Consider the following 20125-nt stretch of genomic DNA (forward strand, 5'->3'; position numbering starts at 1 on the left):
ATGAATCAGGCGGCTATGTTTTCTGCTGACGAAGAAGTCGATGTTTTTCAGCGGCCGGCCCATGTGAAAGCAGACGCATTTTCTGTTTTCTACGGAGATTTCGAAGCTGTGAAGCGGGTTGACTGCGAGTTCCCCGAAGGGCTCGTAACCGCGATGATTGGTCCCAGCGGGTGCGGGAAAAGCACGCTGCTGCGCGCGATCAACCGAATGAATGATCTCATTCCCGGCTGCCGCGCAGGTGGCAATATGATCTTTGACGGGGAAAACATTTATCGCAAGGACATTGATGTGGTCTCGCTCCGCATGCGGGTCGGAATGGTGTTCCAGAAACCGAATGTATTTCCAAAATCAATTTACGATAACATTGCCTATGGTCCGCGTCTGCAGGGAATCAAGAACCGCAGCCAGCTGGATGAGATTGTGGAGTCCAGCTTGCGACAGGCTGCAATCTGGGATGAGGTAAAAGACCGTCTGTCTTCAAATGCCTTGGGAATGTCCGGCGGACAGCAGCAGCGTCTTTGTCTGGCGAGAGCTCTGGCTGTGAAGCCGGAAATCCTTTTAATGGATGAGCCGACCTCTGCTCTGGACCCGAAGGCTACGGCGAAAATCGAAGATCTTGTGGGAGAACTGAGAGGGCAGTATACAATTATTATTGTGACCCATAATATGCAGCAGGCGGCTCGCGTCTCGGATTTGACCGCATTCATGTATGAAGGTACGCTTGTGGAGTTCGGCGCGACCAGGCAGTTGTTTACCCGTCCATCTGAAAAGCAGACAGAAGATTACATCACCGGACGGTTTGGTTGAGTTCCGGCTAAAGGCTATTACAGGAGAATCTGATGAGTCAGGTATTTGTTCATGAAATTGATAAACTGAAAAAAAGAATATTATCTCTCAGTGCACAGGTTGAAGAAAATGTTGTTCTTGCGGTAAAGGCACTGGTTAGCCGTGATGAAGCACTGGCCAGGCAGATCATCGACAGCGACTCGGAAATTGACCGGCAGGAAGTTGAAGTAGAGGAGGAGGCTCTCAAAATCCTGGCCCTTTATCAGCCGGTTGCAATGGATCTTCGTTTTTTAACAACTGTTCTGAAAATCAATAACGATTTGGAGCGGATCGGAGACCTCGCGGTCAATATTGCAAAGCGGGCTCTGCAGATGTGTGAGCAGCCGGAGGTTCGTATTCCGCCGGAACTGGATGAGGTGGCGCTGAAGGCCAGGGATATGGTTCGTCGGAGCCTTACGGCGTTTGTGAATTTGGATGCCGAAATGGCGAATGAGGTCCGGGAAGCTGATGATGAAGTGGATGTGCTTTGCAAACAGGTGAGCCGGTTTGTTGCAGAGTCCGGACGGAAAAACCCTGAACATCTGGGAATCTACCTGACGATGCTTCTTGCCTCCAGAAATCTGGAGAGAGTTGGAGATCACGCGACGAACGTGGCTGAAGATGTTGTTTATCTTGTGGATGGCGTTATTGTTCGTCATAAGCCATACGAAGAGAGGGCGTAACCTGCTGTTGCAGAAAGGATCTTGATGACCTCAAAAAATATTTTGATTATCGAGGACGAAGAGGATATTCGCGAACTGGTTCGTTACAACCTGAAGCGCGAAAAGTTCAATGTGCTGGATGCCGAATCCGGTGAAGAAGGGCTGCTTTCTGCGGCTCGCGATCTGCCGGATCTGATCCTTTTAGACCTGATGTTGCCGGGTAAAGACGGGATGCAGGTTTGCAGGGAACTCAAACAAAACGAACGAACCCGCAATATCCCGGTTATTATGATGACCGCCAAAGGTGAAGAAAGTGACATTGTTTCCGGATTGGAGCTCGGAGCTGAAGATTATGTCGTTAAGCCGTTCAGCCCCAAAGTTCTGGTGGCCCGGGTTAAAGCGGTCATGAGAAGAAAGTCGGCAGGACCGGCGCTGTCCGACACGGATGTGCTCAAAATCTATGACCTGACGATTCATCCCGGCCGTCATGAAGTGATGGTTAACGGGGAATCGGTGGATCTGACAGCCACTGAATTCCAGGTTCTGCATTTCCTCGCTCGCCGGCCGGGCTGGGTGTTTACTCGTTATCAGATTGTCGATGCCGTACACGGCGAAGACTATCCGGTCACCGAGCGTTCTGTTGACGTCCAGGTTGTCGGGTTGCGCAAAAAACTTAAAAAAGCCGGAGAATATATCCAGACCGTTCGTGGTATTGGGTATCGCTTTAAGGACGCTGATTAATGAAGACTCCTCGCCTTTTCTGGAAACTGTATGCCAGCTACCTGACCATAACGCTGTTATCGCTGGTTGCTGTATACATTCTTTCATCGGGCGCAATTGGTCGGTTCTCTGACCGCCAGACGGCGCAATATCTCAAAGAGCAGGCCCTGTTGATCAGCCAGCAGATCATCGATGATTTTTCCTCCATGGATCAGGTTGAGCTCAATCGGATTGTTGGAGAGCTGAGTTCGAAAACCTCGGCGAGGCTTACTTTTATCCTGCCGGACGGCACTGTTGCGGGCGATACCGACAAAGCCAGTTCGGAAATGGGCAACCATCGGAATCGTCCTGAAATTCTGGAGGCGCTGAACGGGCACCTCGGACAATCGGTGCGTTACAGCAATACTCTCAAAAAAAATATGATGTATATAGCCGTTCCGGTGGCAGCGAATGACATTGTATACGGGATTGTTCGAGCGGCTATGCCGGTCACAGAAATGGATCAGGTACTAGACTCTGTCCATCACCGCATCTTTCTGGGCGGGATGATCATTCTTGTTTTGTCTGCGCTGCTCAGCCTGATTGTTTCCCGCCGTATTTCCCAGCCGCTGGAGCGGATTAAGGCGGGAGCCAAACGTTTTGCTGACGGAGATTTTTCGTTTCGCCTTCATACCATTGGCTCGACTGAAATCTCTTCACTGTCAGAAACCATGAATCTGATGGCGGAACAGCTCGAAGAAAGAATTCAGAGCGTGATTCGGGAACGCAATCAGCGTGAGGCGGTGCTGTCGAGCATGGAAGAGGGCGTGCTCGCGGTTGATACAGAAGGACTGATTATCAGCCTGAACAAAGCCGCGTCCAAATTCTTTCAGGTCCTTCACCCGGAGACAGCCCCCGGGCGCAGCATCGAAGAGGTTTTTCGGAACGTAAAATTGCAGAAATTCATCGGATCTGTGCTGAAAGGCCAGGAACCCCGGGAATGCGAACTGACAGCAAGACATTCCGAAACCTACGACCTGAAAGTGCGCGGAACAAACCTGCTCGGCATGCAGGGAGCCCGCATCGGTGCGGTCGTTGTCTTCACGGACGTGTCCCGCTTACGTCGGCTGGAAAGTCTGCGCAGCGATTTCGTCGCCAATGTTTCTCATGAGCTGAAAACGCCGATTACCTCAATTAAAGGATTTATTGAAACACTGCTCGATGGAGCCATCAATGATCCCGAAGAAGCAGATCGCTTTCTCAGGATTGTCGCAAAACATGCTGACCGCCTGAATGCCATTATTGATGACCTGCTCACGCTTTCGCGACTGGAACAGGGGGATAAAGAAGAAATGGATCTTCAGAAAGTCGGACTCGCAGGTCTGATGAATTCAGCCGTTGAAGTCTGCACGCACCGTGCATCAAAGAAAAACATCACCATTTCCACGGAATGCCCGGATCATCTTTCTGTGTTCGTTAATCCTCCATTAATTGAACAGGCTTTAATCAACCTGATCAGTAATGCTGTCAAATACAGCGCTGAAAACAAAGACGTTGCGGTATGTGCTTCCGCGGTAGACGACGGAGTATTGCTGTCGGTAAAAGATTCCGGTTATGGCATTGCCTCAGAGCATTTAGAACGACTGTTCGAACGGTTCTATCGCATCGATAAAGGCCGCAGCCGGCAGGAAGGCGGAACCGGGCTTGGACTTGCCATTGTGAAGCATATTGCTCAGGCACATGGAGGTGCGGTTTCTGTTGAGAGCATTTTCGGTAAAGGTTCCACGTTCTCCATCTTGATTCCGTCTGAAAAATAATTTAACGGCGCTGGATCCCCTTAACCTGCTTGTATAGACTAGTTTATGCACATAGCTGTCCCGTACATTTAAATGTACGGGACAGTTTCGGTTACGATATAGAAAAGAAAGACGGTTCTTATAGAAGCTCGTAGTCGAGCATGGTTTTCCCGTCAAAGGTAAAATGCCCCGTGAATTTTTCACCGGCGATCATTTTTGGATACCAGAGCGGGTCATCTGCCCACATGTTGTGATAGGGAAGCTCATCAACATGAAACCAGATTGGAAGCGCTTCGTCTGTTTCAGTCGGAGTTCCCTCAAACTTGGTTGCGGTAAAGACCTCACCGTGAATGCTGTGACCGTCAATAAAGTGAAACATCAGTGTTCCGGCATGCTGCGGATCGAGCGGAGTAATGCAAAGTTCTTCTTGTGTTTCTCGAATTGCGCATTCCTGCCAGGTTTCGCCTTTTTCAAGCCGTCCTCCGGGCGCGTTGTAATACCCCGCACCGAAACCGCGTTTTTTCTCAATCAGAAGCAGTTTGTTATTCTGCTGAATGAACATCAGGGTGGCTTTTTCTTTCGGATCCCATGCGTTCCAATTGATGTCGGTTACTTTTTTCATCAGTAAAGCTCCAGTTTCCCCAGCACTCCTTCGAGGCCGCCGTTGTTCAGATCTTTTTTCCATTCCGGTTTCAGGCCGACTTTTTTGAGCAGTTTGCGATCACCGGTATAAATGTACGCGGTGCTTCCCGTGCAGCGCTGTTTTAGAAAATCCCCGAAATCCTTCATCAGTTTTTCGGCTTTTTCACGACTTCCAAGGCGAACGCCATACGGCGGGTTGACGACGATGGTCGAGTTTTCAATGCCAGGAAAATCAAAGACATTTTTTTCCAGGCATTGGAAACGGTCCTTGGTGCCCGGCAGCTGATTGAGGTTGGAACAAGCGGCCCGGACGGCATCACGGCTGATGTCGCTGCCGGAAATGAGTCCGGAAGGCAGGGGGCGCATTTCTGCATCCGCCACGGATTTTACTTTTTTCCAGGCGGTGGAATCGAAGTCGGGCAAATAGAAAAAGCCCCATTTGAGACGCAGAAATCCGGCCGGGATGCAACATGCTTTCATTGCGGCTTCACACAGCAACGTTCCGGAGCCGCACATCGGATCGATCAACGGGCGTTCGCCATCCCATTCAGAGAGCTGAATGATTGCAGCAGCCAACGTTTCCGCCATCGGAGCTTCTACGGAAGCCTTGCGGTAGCCTCGCTTATGAAGCGAACCGCCGGAGGTGTCGATGCTGATGGTTGCCCGATTGTTTCGTACAAACAGGTGGATCCCAAGGTCGGGATCCTGAACATCCACGGATGGCCGCTCACCTGTTTTATCACGAAAATAATCGCATACCGCATCTTTTACTTTTAAAGCCGCATACTGCGAGTGTTTGAGCGAGGGGGTATTGGATGTCACCGCGTTTACTGCAAATGTTTCGCGGGTGCTGATAAATTGCGACCAGTCGATTTTCTTTGCTGTCAGGTGCAGATATTTATCGCTGTGGCAATCGAAAGTGAGCAGCGGAGCGAGCACACGGATAATCAGGCGGGAAGTGTAGTTGATGCGATAAAGAGTTTCAGGGTCGGCTTTGAAATGGAACCCACGGTAATCCGGGCGGATCGCCCGAGCCCCAAGAGCACGAAGCTCTGCTTCGGCAAGCTCTTCAAATCCACCTGAAACCTGAGCAAAATACTGGTTGCGTTGTTGGTATTGGTACATGAGAGCAGTCTATCAGTAGACTGCCGGATGCGTGAAGACTGTTTCGGTTATTTGTTAGTGGTTATTGATTGTTTGCCCTGATACCTTTTATCCGTGAACAGACAGCGGACTATGCGATACAAAATGACCATTGCTTACGACGGAACCGACTATGCCGGCTGGCAGATCCAGCCGGGTGAAAGGACGGTTCAGGCGGAAATAGAGAACGTACTTGAGCGGTTAACGGGCCGAAAAATTCGAATTCATCATTCGGGACGCACGGATGCCGGAGTGCATGCCAAGGGACAGGTGGCTCATTTTGACCTCTCGAGACGAATGGAGTTGTGGCGGATGCAAAACGGACTGAACGCACTGCTTCCGCCGGATATTCGCATTATGAAACTTCAGAAAGTTTCAGCGGATTTTCACGCCCGGTTCAATGCTGTCAGCAAGGAATATCGTTATTTTATCTGGAACGGTCCGGCCGTTCCGCCGGAGCTTCGACTGTACCGCCTGCATGAACGGCGCAAACTCAATATCGCTGCCATGAAACAGGCAGCGCAACTCCTGGTCGGAGAACACGACTTCGCAGCATTTACCGCCAACCCAAAACGGGAAATCGGCGGCACCGTTAAAACCGTTACCCAGGTTTCTATTTCGCGATCGAGGGATGGAGATGTGGTAATCCGTGTCAAAGGAACGGGATTCCTCTATAAAATGGTTCGCTCCATTGCCGGATTCCTACTGCGCGTTGGAGCAGGGGAGCTGCAACCGGAAGATACCAAACGGTTTCTGGCGGTCGCCACTCGTACCAACGAAATCCCGACCGCCAAGCCTCTGGGCCTTTTTCTCTGGAAAGTGGATTATTGATTAGGGGATTACTTTTCCCCGAATTCTTCGATGAAAAAACCGTCGAAAAATTCTCCGACGGTTTTCTTTGCTGGCTTTAGTGAGAAATCAAAGCGTTTCGACTAAAGCCTTTCTTTTGGTCTCGTATTCTTGCGGAGTAATTAACCCGTTATCTTTCAGGTCCTTTAGGTCCTTTAGTTTTTTCGAGGTTTCCATGGAGGCCAATAAGGGGGCTTCTTTTTCTGAAATATTCTGTGCATTATGGTTTTGAGACAGGTTTCCATATACCGTGTCGTCAAGCTTCCACATTGCGCCAGTCAGCGGATCAACAATTACGATGCCGATTAGTCCTCCAAATATGACGTTACCGATGTACCATGGGTCCATTCCGGCAGAAAGGGAACAAGATCCCTGATGATATCCATTTTTATCAAATTGGAATGTGTAGCGCTCCGGAGAAAAGAACCCAGAGCTGGCTTCTAAAGAAAGAGTTGCCGGAGTTATAGCTTTATGAACGGTGACTCCTTTTTTGTTTTTTACACACACTGTGGCTCCTGGAGGGTTGCTTTGAATGGTAACTGGATATTGTGATTTACTCACGATGCTGGCACATCCTGTGACGAATAGAAAAACTGATGTTGCCAAAAGAAGACTCCCAGCGCGGACACAAACTATGTTTTTTTCACAACAAACCTTTCTTTTATGATTTTTAATAAAAAACAAGAGTGATCTGGTTAAGTTGATATATAAATAAGTATTTTATGTAAATATATTACATAATTAAATGTCGCAAAGCGCTATTTTATTTTATGCTGTCGAAGACAGAATACCCCGGCTTTAGCCGTGGATGAATGAGCCCGAAGGCGGTATGCTGATTGAGGAAGTACGACTGGGAGCTCATTGTGCATACCGTCTTCAATATCACGTTGTGTGGGTATGTAAATACCGCCGGAGGATCCTGATGCCTGGAGTCCGAAGTTATCTTGAAAAGGTGTTGCGTGGGCTGCAGCGAAGTATGCCCGGCGTGGAAATTGAGATAATCGGCTTCGACGGAGATCATATGCACATGGTGATGGTCATCCCGCCGAAATACAGCATCTCGGACGTGATGGAAAATATGAAAAGCCGATCATCGTCGGTCATGCGCAAAAAGTTAAGTGGCTAGCCAAGGTTTATTGGAAGGAAAATATTATGTGGTCGCCGGGCTACTTCGTGAGCAGTGTTGGCGTCGACGAAGCGATAATTAAAAGATATGTCGAATATCGAGGACGGAAGGATTCAGGTCGGCTTCGCCAGGAGCTGTAATGAAAATTAGAACCCCGGCTTTAGCCGGGGTTATCTATGACGAAAACCGCCTCGAGAATTTTCTCAAGGCGGTTTTTGTTTTATAAGTTTAGGCTATTGTTACATCTGAGCAGCAACGCTGCGCAGGCACATCTCATTTCCAGACGGGGCTTCAACGGAGTCCATCGGATTTTCGCCGGTCCAGAATTCTACACTGTTGAAGATCAGGCCGTCTGCCAGAGTAGACAGGCTGTAAACCGGGAGAATAATGCAGCCCAGGAAGGCCACTTCATCAACCCATTTATCTTCAAAGCTGGTCTGCCACGTATGTACTTTTTTGGTCAGGACAAATGGTCCGGTACATCCGGTGAGCAGAATGCTCAGTGTAATTACGCTGAGAAGGATTTTCTTCATAACAATCTCCTTATGTTTTATGTGTTTCCCTCTATAGAAAAAACTATTGAATTTCTTTCAGGGAGGCAAATGGAAATGTGCTGCTTCTTGCTTTTTCGTTTTGGCTCCAGTACCGTTTCTGCCTTTATTTAATAAGGAGATTTTTTAAATGCCGAAAATCGAAATTATGCCGTCCATTCTGGCCGCGGACATGGGAAATCTGGAGGCGGGAATCCGTTTGTGCGAAAAATCCGGCGCAGACCAGATTCATGTGGACGTGATGGATGGAGTGTTTGTGCCGAATATCAGCATGGGGCCGGCCGTAGCGGCGATGGCTGATCGTGTGACAGATTTGCCACTCGATGTGCACCTGATGCTCCTGCATCCCCAGAATCATATCGAAGCTTTTGCCAAGGCCGGATCGGACACAATACTCATTCATATTGAAGCGGAGTGTGATGTGGAAGATACGCTAAAAAAAATCCGCGATCTCGGCTGCCGTCCGGGAATCACTGTAAATCCGCCAACGCCGGTCGATTCCATTTTCCAAACCTTGGAAAAAGGGTTGGTCGAAGAGGTTCTTATTATGTCAGTCAACCCTGGATTTGGAGGTCAGGGTTACATTGCTGGTGTGGAAAGCAAGGTGGCTGAGATTCGCCGGCGCTACCCGGACATGCTTATTTCCATTGATGGAGGAATCGGAGCGGAAACCATTAAACCCGCAGCCGCTCATGGTGCCAACCTGTTTGTAGCCGGCACATCACTTTTTAAGGCACCTGATATGGGAAAAGCCGTTTCCGATCTGCGCGCAAGCGCTGAAACTGCTTATTGCACCGCACTTTAATTTACAATCAAAAGTCATCTATGTCCGATCTGTCTCATATCCGAAATTTTTGTATTATCGCTCACATTGACCATGGGAAATCAACCTTGGCCGACCGGATCCTGCAGCTGACCGGCGCGGTGGAAGAGCGCAAAATGAAAGAACAGCTGCTCGATGATATGGATTTGGAGCGCGAGCGCGGCATTACCATTAAAGCGCACCCGGTTTCGATGAATTACAAGGCCAAGGACGGGAAAACCTATCAGTTCAATCTGATCGACACTCCCGGTCATGTCGATTTTTCTTATGAGGTCTCCCGCAGTCTGCAGGCCTGTGAAGGCGCCATCCTGGTTGTCGACGCAGCACAGGGAGTTGAGGCACAAACGGTTTCGAACACGTATTTGGCAGAAGAGCAGAATCTGGCGATTTTCCCTGTACTGAATAAGATTGAGCTGCCGAATGCGCAACCGGAGGTCGTGGCTCAGCAGATTGAGGATCTTCTGGCTATTGAAGCTTCGGATTGTCTGACGGTCAGCGCAAAAACGGGGCAGGGGATCGCTGAGGTTCTTGAGGCTGTTGTCGCGCGGATTCCTCCACCCAAACCGGGAGTCGATTCGTCGGCTCGCGGGCTGGTTTTCGACTCGAAATATGATGCTTTCCGCGGCGTCGTTGTGTATTTGCGCCTGTTCAGCGGCAGCCTGAAGCCTGGAGAGAAAGTCCGGATGATGGGGTCCGAAATGGATTATGAAATCAAAGAGGTCGGAATTTTCGCGCCGGATCCAACTCCTGTGAAAGAGCTGAAAGAAGGATCGGTCGGATATGTGATTGCCAACATCAAGGATGCCTCCGAAATTCAGATTGGTGACACGATGACCTCAGCACGGCATCCGGCCGCAACGCCGTTACCAGGCTTCAAGGAAATTCACCCGATGGTGTTCGCCGGAATTTATCCGATTGAAACATCCGATTATGAAAAGCTCGGAAAGAGCCTCGACAAACTGAAACTTAACGATGCTGCATTTACGTATCAGGCAGAATCGTCTGTTGCCCTGGGTTTTGGTTTCCGTTGCGGTTTTCTGGGACTGCTCCATATGGAGATTGTTCAGGAACGCCTGCGGCGGGAGTTCGATCTTGATATCATCGCATCTTATCCAAACGTTATTTATCGCGTTAATTTGAAGAGCGGCGAGACCCTTGAAGTCGATAACCCGACCATGCTCCCTGATGTGATGCAGGTGCAGAGTATGGAAGAGCCTTTCATCAAGGCGACTATCATCACTCCAACGGATTGCCTCGGTGACATGATGCAGCTGATTATGGAGAAGAGGGGAGAGATTACTCACACGGACTCTATTGACGCACAGCGCGTGATGCTGACCTGTGACCTGCCCTTGAATGAAGTGCTGATCGACTTTTACGACCGCCTCAAAAGCATCAGCCGCGGCTACGCCTCCATGGACTACGAGTATGCCGACTATCGCGAATCCGATCTGGTCAAGATGGATATTCTGATACACAGCGAACCGGTTGATGCGTTTTCTGCTATTGTCCATCGGTCCAAAGCGGTCTATCGCGGCCGCCAAATGTGCGCATCGCTCAAGGATGTGATTCCGCGCCAGGCCTTTTCCGTTGCCATTCAGGCTGCGCTCGGCGGGAAGATTATTGCCCGCGAAACGATTCGGGCATATCGCAAGGACGTAACCGCCAAGTGCTATGGCGGTGATATTTCCCGAAAACGGAAACTGCTTGAGCGCCAGAAAGAGGGTAAAAAGAAAATGAAAAGCATTGGGAAAGTGAATATCCCCCAGGAAGCTTTCATTGCTGTGCTGAAAACGAAACAGGAGTAAAGGAACGGATTGATGGAGAAGGGGACTGGCGGGCTATTGAACTTCAATAATACCTCAATTCCAGAGCTCCATTGCCTGCAGCTTAATCATGAATTTTTTTAAAATCCGCAAAGCACGTAAAGAACTCAAAGAGATTCTTCATCACGCAAAACATATACGGCATATGCATGAGGACATTGGTGACCCTCAGCTTCTATCAGAATTAAAATCAGCAGAAGAACGGGCCCAAAACATCCGAAAAGGAACTGACGTCACTGCCATGGAAGCCGTCGGCAGCGAAGTCTGCGACATTTGCGAAAAAGTCGCGCCGCCGAGACCACAGCATAAAATCCGGGAAAACGTAGAAGTTCTTTTTGTAGCCATTGCAGCTGCAATGGCGATCCGCGCCCACTTTTTTCAGCCTTTTAAAATTCCGACAGGCTCCATGCAGCCTACCTTGTATGGAATTACGGTCCGTCCGCTGGAGGAGGGGGAATCAACCGCCTTGCCGGTTCGCATTGCCAAGTTCTTCTGGAAGGGCGAGGTTTTTCTGAATAACGACACGTTGTTTGATCGACTCGCAAAACTTGTCACGGTAGGGAAAGAGTACACGGCCACTGCGCATGCAGACGGATACATCCGCATGCATGAAATCGACGGACGGGTACTTCCTGATTATCGGGATAATTTTGACGGCGGAAAGACCATTACGATTTATCTCGGAAATACTCCGCATGTTGTTTCCCAGGCGACCGTCCGGTACAGCCGTTACGGTGAATATATCCGCAAAGGTGAGTCAATGCTGCGAGGTGTTGCCAAGGCTGGGGATTACATCCTCGTGAACCGAATGAAATACAATTTTTTCCCTCCCAAACGCGGAGATATCGTGGTGTTCGATGCTAAGGATGTTGCGCGTGATGCGTATTACATTAAACGCCTGGTCGGACTGCCGGACGAAACCGTTTCTGTGAATCCGCCTTATCTGACTGTCAACGGAAAAAAACCAACGGATCGACGATTCCAAAAACTTTTTCACAATGATAAGTACAACGGTTATGTTTATGGAACGTACGCCTCCAATCTTACGCCGCTTATTGGAAAACCGGGAGAATCCATTACCTTGGCAAATGACGAATATCTCTTCTTCGGAGACAATACGTTGAACAGCCTCGACGGCCGTTACTTTGGCGGCGTTAAACAAGAGCGGCTTCTGGGAACCGCATTCTTTGTCGGACTGCCGTTTGACCGTGCCGGCAGGGTTGAAACCATTCATTAATTTTCAAAACTCGGTTCCGAAAAAAGTCCTCAAACCCAGTGCCTTATGAACGGCTTAAAAAAACAGGTTTCGGAGCGATTTCAATGATCCAAAACAGAGGGTTATTCAGGATCAAAAATCTCGTATCTTAACAATCTGTTTTAATCGGCTTTGGGAGTCTGATTGTCGGTTCATAAAATCAACCTGCTGAGATTCGCACGGATGATTTTCGAACGACCTGCGGGGCGAAATATGAGCCAGAAAAAGCAGCTCAAAAACCGCTCTGAAGTTCGATGAATCGAGCTTCCTTCTGTGAGAGTTTTTTCAAGGTCTGACAATTAATTTTGGCATCTTTTGTTTTCAAAATCCGGCTCTCTCGATGAGAGATATTCTGTAAGAAGAATGGCGGATGGTGAAAGAAACCTGTCTGGCTTTCGAGAAACCGATATCCGATGGGCAGTAGTGTATCCACAGGCAAAACCCCTTGTCGGGCAACCCTTAATGTAACGTCGCATAATATATCTTATGTCTAATGCATAGATGTAGACACCACAATATAATGTGTTTGGTGGGTAAATTGTCGATAAGTGGCTCCTAGTGGCGACTTATTAACAACACCGCAGTAGATTGTGTTGAGAACGTGAAGAGTTCTTTCACACGGGATTCCTGTAACGAGGAATAATTACTGTTTAAAATGAAAACGCACGGCACTGGGTGCGATACATCTCTGGTAGACGTGTGATTGATGAGTCTTCGCCTGCCCGTATTTAACTTACTTCAGAGACGGTATCCGAGGATAAAAAGACAACCTCATCTAATCTAAAACAAGCAATTGGCGAATCGCTGTACGGGGCTTTTGGATGCATAAAAAAAGCGCCTCGTTTGAGGCGCTTTTTCAAGGGTTGAAGCCGGCTTATTTGTCGTTTTCAACGCTGGAGTAAATCACCTTTTTTGTCTCTTCGTTGGTGATGGTGAACTCCTCCATGTGGAAGTGCGGATCGGAGACAAATGTCAGATGTCCGTGGAACTTCTGTTCCATGGCAATCAGCGTCTCTTCGTCTTCTCTCCGCAGGCGATCAAGCACGGTCGGGTTGACTGTGATTTTCATGTTATGCGCACCTTTGTCTTTACGTAGTGCGGCAGACAAGCGACGCTGCAATTCCACGCTCATGGTCAGGGAGGATTTGACCCGCCCTCTCCCACCGCAATAATCGCACTCAACATAAGTGGAGGTGTAGACACTTTCCTCATAACGCTGGCGAGTCATCTCAAGCAGGCCGAGTTGAGAAATCGGCAAGACGTTGGTGCGGGCCTTGTCTTTTTTCAGAGCGTCCTTGAGGGTTTTGTAAACCGTGTTCTGGTCGCGTTTTGTTTTCATGTCGATGAAGTCGATTATGAGCAAGCCACCGATGTTGCGCAGACGCATTTGCCGGGCCACTTCATCGGCCGCCTCGATGTTGACAGCCAGAATCGATTCTTCTGCATTTTTTCCGCCTTTGTGCCGACCCGTATTGACGTCAACAGCAACCAGCGCTTCTGTTTCGTCAAAAATCAGATATGCGCCGGATTTCAGCCAAACTTTGCGCCGGAAAATGGATTCAATCTGTTTTTCGACATCAAAGTAATCAAAGATCGGCTCTTCACCTCCATACATCTGCACCCAGTTTCTCGAGCGACGAGAATACTTGGCAATCATGCTGCGGATCATTTCATAGGTCTGCTTGTTGTCGACAAAAACACGGTCGATATCCTCTGTAAGGTAATCGCGGACTACGCGCTCAGCCAGCTTGGGTTCGCTATACAGGCAGCACGGAGCGGGTTTGTTTTTAATTCCATCATCAATTTCTTTCCAGATTTCAATCAGCGTACGGGCATCGCGAACAAAGCTGGTTTTGCGGGTTCCTGAGCCGGCAGTGCGAACAATGATTCCGACGTTTTCCGGAATGGGAAGACGAGCCAGAATCTTCTTCAGGCGATTGCGCTCCTTTGTGTCATCAATCTTCTTGGAGATTCCTTTCAGACCGGTTCCCGGCATCATGACCAGAAAACGTCCCGGAACACTGAGGTTGGCACTGACGCGCGGCCCCTTGGTTCCGATTGCATCTTTCGTAACCTGCACAATAATTTCTGATCCGATCGGGAACTTTTTAGCCATCTCTCCCGGAGAAAACTTGCGGCGGCGACCGCTGTTGCGGCGCGCACCTTCCTGCTCCGCCAAACGAGCCGCATCTTCAGGAATCATGTCCCAGTAATGGATGAAGGCGTTTTTCTTCATGCCGATATCCACAAAGGCGGCTTGCAGTCCATCCTCCAGATTCTGGATTTTTCCTTTAAAAATACTGCCGACAATCCGGTTGTCGTCCTCACGTTCGATATGAAAATTGTCGAGTTTGCCTTCGTCGAGCACCGCAACTCGCGTTTCGAGCGGTTCGATATTGATGAGGATCTCTTTTTTCATCCGTCCGTTCTTTTTCAATTTTCCTGTAATCTGTTTGAGCATAGTTGGTGCTCCTTTCCTTTTTATACTGTGCGACGCCGGATATAGACGCTTTGAACCAACCCGAGAGCCCCCATGGTTGTAACCATGAAGGAACCTCCGTAACTCATCAGGGGCAGCGGCAGTCCGGTAATCGGCATCAGGCCGATGGTCATCGCGATATTGATGAAAACATGTGTAAACAAAAGCACGCCGATGCCGGCCGCAAGCAGGCGCCCGAACAAATCCTGGGCCAGCACCGCGGCACGCATACAGCGCACGGTAATCGTTGTGTAAAGCACCAGCAGCAATCCGCCGCCGGCAAATCCTGTTTCTTCCGCCACGACCGAATAAATGAAGTCGGTCGGAGCGACAGTTCTCGGCAGAAAGCCGAGAATATTCTGGGTTCCTTTTAAATAACCTTTCCCCAGCAGCCCGCCGGAACCCACGGCGATCTGCGACTGCAGTTTGTTCCATCCGGCACCCAGCGGATCCTGACTGACGTTCAGATACACCAGAACCCGGCTTTTCTGATAGTCGGTCAGAAAAGGACAGGTGTCCGGGAAAAAACGCAACCAAACACCTAATGTGATAAGGCCAAGCAGGCCGATAACGATCAACAACACAATCGGTTTGACGGGTGTTCCTGAGCAGAACAGCATAGCAAGCGTTACAGGAATCAGCACCATACTGGTTCCAAGGTCCGGTTCAATTACAATCAGAAAAAACGGAACAGCCATCAACGCGAATGCTTTGAAAAACGCTCCGACGTCATCGGTATCTGTCGCCGGGTCACTCAAAACTCCGGCCAATGTGAAGACTACCCCAAGTTTTGCAAATTCGGACGGTTGCAGGTCGAATCCAGGCATTGGAATCCATCGATGCGCATTGTTCTTTTCCGGAAAAAGGAACACCAGAACCAGTCCGGCCAGCGTTGCAGCATAGGTCCACCAATGAAGTTCCTTGAACTTGCGATAATCGAAGGCTGTTGCGGCAGAATAACATCCCAGACCAATGGAAGCCCAGACAACCTGGCGAAGCGCTTTTCCGCTGAGAGTTGTGTCACCATTTTGATATCCCGCACTGAAAATAAAAAGAAAACTCAAAAAGAGCAGCGCGAGAATTGTGCCGAACATCGTCCAGTCAAAGCGGCGGATTCGTTTAATCATGACTGCACCCTCCCCTCGCTTTTGAGTTTTTCAAACAGACCGCTCAACAGAATTTTCAGACGAGGCCCAACCGTCCTGCCGCCGGAAGCCCCATTCTCAATCAAAAATGCCACGGCGTACTGCGGATTATCGAACGGTGCAAATGCAATCATCCAGGTGTGTTTTTTTGTTTTCCGTTTTCCATTAACCATCACCCAGTATTCAGCAGTTCCTGTTTTGCCGGCAAAATCGAGCCCTTCAACTGCTGCCTGTTTTCCGGTGCCATCCTTTGCCATAATCACATCGTGCATTCCGCCTCGCACGGCAGTCAGGGCGGTTTGCGACCAGTCCATTCTTCCTTCTTTTCGAATCGGAGCATCCGTGAAAGAGTCATCTTCCGGAGGGCGGTAGGCCTGTATCAGTCTCGGTTTATACAGAGTACCGCCATTGGCTATTGTCGCTGTCATCATGGCCATCTGTATCGGCGTAACCGCGAGAAAACCTTGTCCAATCGACAGGTTGCAGCTATCACCATCGGTCCAAGCACCATGATTCGTTTTTCGTTGCCACTCCTTGTCTGGCAGCAGTCCTGCGGCCTCATAGTCTACTTCCACACCGGTTTTTTGGCCAAACCCGGCTTTGTCCGCCTGTTCGACAACGGGCTCCCAGCCATTTTCTAAAATGGTTTTGAAAAAATAAACATTGGCGGAACGCATCAGTGCTCCGCGCAGATCACGCTCTCCGTGCCCTGCCCAGTTCCAGTCGCGCATCACCCTGCGTCCGACACGGAATGCCCCCGGACAGTCATACACGGTGCTGACCGCGTGGGGATTGACGGTCGAAGCAGCCAGCCCGACGAACGGTTTGAATGTACTTCCAGGAGGATAGGTTCCTGCAACAGCCCGGTTCAGCAGAGGTTTCGCAGGGTCGTCAGACAGACGCCTCCAGTCCTTGGAAGTAATATACGGCACAAACAGGTTTGCGTCATAACTTGGAGCACTGACCATCGCCAGCACATCACCGTTGTTCGGGTCCATCACAACGACCGCGCCTTGATTGGTTCCCAGCGCTTGATGAGCAAGCAGCTGCACCTCAATATCCAGTGTCAAACGAAGGTCTCCGCCTCGTCTGGGTTCGCGGCGCGCCAGTTCATCGTGGTGATAACCGGACACATCGATCTGGACAATTTTTCCGCCGGCTTCGCCGCGCAGGAAGGGATCAAACAGTTTTTCCAGACCGGCCCGTCCGCCCATCTCAGGAAGATAATAGTTGTATTTCTCCTCTTCGTTTAATTTGCCGGGATCAGCCTTTCCGACATAGCCGATCAAATGAGACGTGTAAGGACTGTAAGGATATTGCCGGGTCATTTGCGTATATAAATCAACGCCGGGAATATTCAACGCCTGCTCTGCAAAACGCGCCATGGGCTGCATGCCGATATCCCGCCAAAGGATCAGAGGCAGCGGCAACCGAAGGTGTATATGCTTGCGAACATCATCACGATCCACCTTTGGAGGCAACCCGGTCATGGCAGAGACCTGATCGATCACTTCCATCGAGTGATCGATGGTTTTGGCCCATGGTCCGGGGCGACGGATGTTTTCCAAATACATCGCGATGGAATAATCCGGACGGTTATCGGCAAGGCACAGATCGTTGCGGTCGTAAATCTTTCCGCGAATCCCGGGCATCCGTATCCGCCGAAGGCTCTGGACCTGTATACGATCCTCAAACCGCGATGAATCAGCCACCTGAAGCCGCCATAACGACCCCATCAAAAACAGATAGGCTGCCGCCATACAGGCCAGCGCAACGTAAATACGCAAGGCAGGAAACTCTCTGGTACGCCGGATGCGCATTATATACGCCTCCGTTTTCTTTTCGATTTATGCACGAGAAACGCAATTGTAAAATAGACGGTCGGAGCCGTTAAAATTCCCAGCAGGAGCCCCCCGCCCATGCGGACAGCCAGCAACCCAAAAGAAATCGAGCGCAAATCGCCCAACGAAAATACAATGTAAAAATAAAGCGTTTTAAGGCTCACCGCCAGCAGTCCCAGCACACAATAGGTGATCGGTTGGTCAGAAAACAGCTCGGTCTTCAGCGCGTGCAGGCCGATTCCCAGCAAAAGGAAAAAGGGACTCGAAATTCCAAGCGGCGTCGGTGAAAAAACATCATAAAGCAGGCCGGCCAGTACCGCCGCATAAATAACAGCCCCGCGGTCCGAATGAAGCACTACGACCATTAACAGCGCCGTCAGAATCGGCCAGTCGAGAGAGCCTGTTAAGGCCCAGCGTGGAAGCAGAGTCTGAAGCGCCGCCCCGATCATCAGAAGAAGAGTAATCCGAAGCAGGCTCATTCTTCACCTCCTTCAACAGCGGTTACAAAAACAACATCGGTCAGGTTAATCACGGCCTGCGGAAGAATCTCCGCAATTTGATACAGCTCTGCATCCTCAGTTCGAATGGCTTCAATATAACCGATAACCACATCGCGTGGAAAAACACCCCCCAGTCCGGATGTCACCACTTCATCTCCAATCTGGATCGGGATGTCTTTATGGATAAAGCGCATCTCAACGACCGGATACCCTTTTAAATTAACCCCTGCGCCTCGGACCAGACCAAATGAACCGGTTCGACTGATGCGGGCAGATACTTCGCAGGCTGGATCGGAAAGCAAAAGAACATTGGCGGAGTGCGCAGAAACCGTTGAAACACGCCCGACCAGACCGTCCGGAGAAATAACCGCGCGATTGGAAAAGACCCCTTCCCGGGTTCCTTTTGCCAATCGGATACTTTGCCACCATCCGTTAATGCTGCGGGCAGCCACTTCGGCGGCAATCAGGGCTTTTGCCTGTCGATCATGAAAAGCCAGCATTCGGCGAAGCTTAAGGTTTTCCTCTTGAATACTTTTGCTCAGGCGGGCTTCCGCCTGCAGGCGTACGACTTCCCCCTTCAGTCGACGGTTTTCTTCAACCATTCCCCCGAATCCTCGCATGGTGTCAACACCCGCCTTGAGACTGTGCCCCGCTTGGAGGAGTCCGGACTGGATCGGGCTTATCAGGTCCCAGAAGAAACCCTTAACCCGGACGGTATAGCCGTCCGGAAGCAACAGGATCAGCGCCAGCACACAGGCTGCCGCACACCATTTTAAAACCGTTCTTTTTTCAACCATCGACTCGTTCCGGTGGTCCTTTTTTTTTCAGAACCTGGAGGACTGAGTCTGAAACGAAAACTCCGCGCCTATCCGGCGCGGGCATCGGAAAGTTTGCGAAGGAAGTTGATCTCGTGCAGCACCACACCGGTGCCTTCGGCCACCGCGCTCAGCGGGTCATCGGCCACATGAACAGGCAAACCGGTATTATCTGCAATATGCTTATCGAGTCCGCGCAGCATCCCGCCGCCGCCAGCAAGCACCATTCCCCGGTCGACCAGGTCAGCAGACAATTCGGGCAGACAGCGATCCAGTGTAATGCGTACGGCATCCACAATTGCGGATACCGGCTCCTTTAATGCGCCACGAACTTCTTCTGAACTGATCTGCAGGGTCTTCGGCAGACCGGCGACCTGGTCGCGGCCTTTCACTTCCATTGTTGTCTCTTCACCCGTCGGGATTGCGGATCCGATAGAAATTTTGATGTCTTCCGCTGTACGTTCCCCGATGAGTAAATTGTATTCCCGTTTCAGATACTGGACGATTGACTCGTCCATCTCATCTCCTCCGACGCGTACGCTGCGACTGTAGACGATTCCAGCCAGAGAAATCAGAGCCACTTCTGTGGTTCCTCCGCCGATATCAACGATCATATTGCCGGCCGGTTCCTGAACCGGAAGCCCGACACCGATCGCAGCAGCCATCGGTTCTTCAATTAAAAACACATCGCGCGCGCCCGCATGCATTGCGGAGTCTTTCACTGCGCGTTTTTCCACTTCCGTAATACCGCTGGGAACGGCCACGACTACGCGCGGACGCACCATACGGCGACGGTTGTGAACCTTCTGGATGAAATACCGAAGCATCGCTTCAGTAATCTCAAAATCTGCAATCACCCCGGCCTTGAGAGGACGGATGGCGACAATACTGCCGGGGGTGCGACCGAGCATGCGCTTGGCTTCGTCACCGACCGCAAGCACCCGGTTGGTTCCTGTCTGTACAGCCACCACGGAAGGCTCCCGGAGCACAACCCCCCGATCCCGCACATAGACGAGCGTATTGGCAGTACCGAGGTCGATACCGATGTCGCTGGAAAAAAGGCCCATCAAACGGTTAAACATAAGGTCAATCCCTATCGTGGTTACAAACAGAAACTAAAATCAATAAGTGATTCATAATTGCTTGTT

At 50.2% G+C, this 20125-nt stretch carries 19 protein-coding genes; 9 read left to right on the forward strand and 10 right to left on the reverse strand.

Annotated features, from left to right (window positions below):
• The 4 genes from pstB to GT409_RS13640 are packed head-to-tail and all read left to right on the forward strand — an operon-like array spanning position 1 to position 4003.
• Positions 1-807 carry a phosphate ABC transporter ATP-binding protein PstB gene (pstB, locus tag GT409_RS13625; RefSeq protein WP_233231665.1) on the forward strand — a complete coding sequence of 269 codons (807 nt, stop codon included), beginning with the start codon at positions 1-3 and terminating at the stop codon, positions 805-807.
• A 32-nt stretch (positions 808-839) separates the two neighbouring features.
• Positions 840-1508: a phosphate signaling complex protein PhoU gene (gene phoU / locus GT409_RS13630; RefSeq protein WP_160629610.1), complete on the forward strand. Its 669-nt coding sequence runs from the start codon at positions 840-842 to the stop codon at positions 1506-1508.
• Positions 1509-1532: 24 nt separating this feature from the next.
• A complete protein-coding gene (locus GT409_RS13635) occupies positions 1533-2228 on the forward strand; it encodes a response regulator transcription factor (protein ID WP_160629611.1) in 696 nt (231 codons plus the stop codon).
• Positions 2228-4003 (forward strand): ATP-binding protein, encoded by a 1776-nt coding sequence (locus tag GT409_RS13640; RefSeq protein WP_160629612.1) that lies wholly within the window; start codon positions 2228-2230, stop codon positions 4001-4003. The genes GT409_RS13635 and GT409_RS13640 overlap by 1 nt, the downstream gene beginning before the upstream one ends.
• Positions 4004-4121: 118 nt before the next feature.
• Here the strand turns inward: GT409_RS13640 and GT409_RS13645 are convergent, their stop codons facing one another.
• Both GT409_RS13645 and GT409_RS13650 read right to left on the reverse strand, forming a co-directional pair.
• Positions 4122-4604, reverse strand: a complete 483-nt coding sequence (locus GT409_RS13645; protein ID WP_160629613.1) for an 8-oxo-dGTP diphosphatase — start codon at positions 4602-4604, stop codon at positions 4122-4124.
• Positions 4604-5749: a THUMP domain-containing class I SAM-dependent RNA methyltransferase gene (locus GT409_RS13650; RefSeq protein ID WP_160629614.1), complete on the reverse strand. Its 1146-nt coding sequence runs from the start codon at positions 5747-5749 to the stop codon at positions 4604-4606. The genes GT409_RS13645 and GT409_RS13650 overlap by 1 nt, the downstream gene beginning before the upstream one ends.
• 111 nt (positions 5750-5860) lie before the next feature.
• Here GT409_RS13650 and truA point away from each other — a divergent pair, with 111 nt between their 5' ends.
• A complete protein-coding gene (gene truA, locus GT409_RS13655; protein ID WP_160629615.1) occupies positions 5861-6598 on the forward strand; it encodes a tRNA pseudouridine(38-40) synthase TruA in 738 nt (245 codons plus the stop codon).
• Between the two features lie 87 nt (positions 6599-6685).
• Here truA and GT409_RS13660 read toward each other — a convergent pair whose 3' ends face one another.
• Entirely contained in the window at positions 6686-7177 is a 492-nt protein-coding gene (locus tag GT409_RS13660; protein ID WP_160629616.1) for an SHOCT domain-containing protein, read from the reverse strand.
• A gap of 268 nt (positions 7178-7445) precedes the next feature.
• On the opposite strand from GT409_RS13660, the gene tnpA reads away from it, so the two are divergent.
• The gene (gene tnpA / locus GT409_RS13665; RefSeq protein ID WP_233231666.1) at positions 7446-7742 is read left to right on the forward strand and encodes an IS200/IS605 family transposase; all 297 of its coding nucleotides are present in this window, start codon (positions 7446-7448) and stop codon (positions 7740-7742) included.
• Positions 7743-7981: 239 nt separating this feature from the next.
• On the opposite strand, the gene GT409_RS13675 is transcribed toward tnpA, so the two are convergent.
• The gene (locus tag GT409_RS13675; RefSeq protein WP_160629619.1) at positions 7982-8275 is read right to left on the reverse strand and encodes a DUF3332 family protein; all 294 of its coding nucleotides are present in this window, start codon (positions 8273-8275) and stop codon (positions 7982-7984) included.
• Between the two features lie 148 nt (positions 8276-8423).
• On the opposite strand from GT409_RS13675, the gene rpe reads away from it, so the two are divergent.
• From rpe to lepB, 3 genes are all read left to right on the forward strand, one after another.
• Complete coding sequence (gene rpe, locus GT409_RS13680) at positions 8424-9098, forward strand: ribulose-phosphate 3-epimerase (protein ID WP_160629620.1); 675 nt, start codon at positions 8424-8426, stop codon at positions 9096-9098.
• A gap of 20 nt (positions 9099-9118) precedes the next feature.
• Complete coding sequence (lepA, locus tag GT409_RS13685; RefSeq protein ID WP_160629621.1) at positions 9119-10924, forward strand: translation elongation factor 4; 1806 nt, start codon at positions 9119-9121, stop codon at positions 10922-10924.
• An 88-nt stretch (positions 10925-11012) separates the two neighbouring features.
• On the forward strand, positions 11013-12179 hold the full coding sequence (gene lepB, locus GT409_RS13690) for a signal peptidase I (RefSeq protein WP_160629622.1): 1167 nt from the start codon (positions 11013-11015) through the stop codon (positions 12177-12179).
• A gap of 892 nt (positions 12180-13071) precedes the next feature.
• On the opposite strand, the gene GT409_RS13695 is transcribed toward lepB, so the two are convergent.
• From GT409_RS13695 to GT409_RS13720, 6 genes are all read right to left on the reverse strand, one after another.
• Entirely contained in the window at positions 13072-14658 is a 1587-nt protein-coding gene (locus tag GT409_RS13695; protein ID WP_160629623.1) for an Rne/Rng family ribonuclease, read from the reverse strand.
• Between the two features lie 20 nt (positions 14659-14678).
• Positions 14679-15803 (reverse strand): rod shape-determining protein RodA, encoded by a 1125-nt coding sequence (gene rodA, locus GT409_RS13700; RefSeq protein ID WP_160629624.1) that lies wholly within the window; start codon positions 15801-15803, stop codon positions 14679-14681.
• Positions 15800-17608, reverse strand: a complete 1809-nt coding sequence (mrdA, locus tag GT409_RS13705; RefSeq protein WP_160629625.1) for a penicillin-binding protein 2 — start codon at positions 17606-17608, stop codon at positions 15800-15802. The genes rodA and mrdA overlap by 4 nt, the downstream gene beginning before the upstream one ends.
• 32 nt (positions 17609-17640) lie before the next feature.
• Positions 17641-18141, reverse strand: a complete 501-nt coding sequence (mreD, locus tag GT409_RS13710; protein WP_160629626.1) for a rod shape-determining protein MreD — start codon at positions 18139-18141, stop codon at positions 17641-17643.
• Complete coding sequence (gene mreC / locus GT409_RS13715) at positions 18138-18959, reverse strand: rod shape-determining protein MreC (RefSeq protein ID WP_160629627.1); 822 nt, start codon at positions 18957-18959, stop codon at positions 18138-18140. Before mreC ends, mreD begins: the two co-directional genes overlap by 4 nt.
• A gap of 68 nt (positions 18960-19027) precedes the next feature.
• Positions 19028-20059, reverse strand: coding sequence for a rod shape-determining protein (locus GT409_RS13720; protein ID WP_160629628.1), 1032 nt, complete (start codon positions 20057-20059; stop codon positions 19028-19030).
• Between the last annotated feature and the right edge of the window lie 66 nt (positions 20060-20125).

Source organism: Tichowtungia aerotolerans (genome assembly GCF_009905215.1).
GTDB lineage: Bacteria > Verrucomicrobiota > Kiritimatiellia > Kiritimatiellales > Tichowtungiaceae > Tichowtungia > Tichowtungia aerotolerans.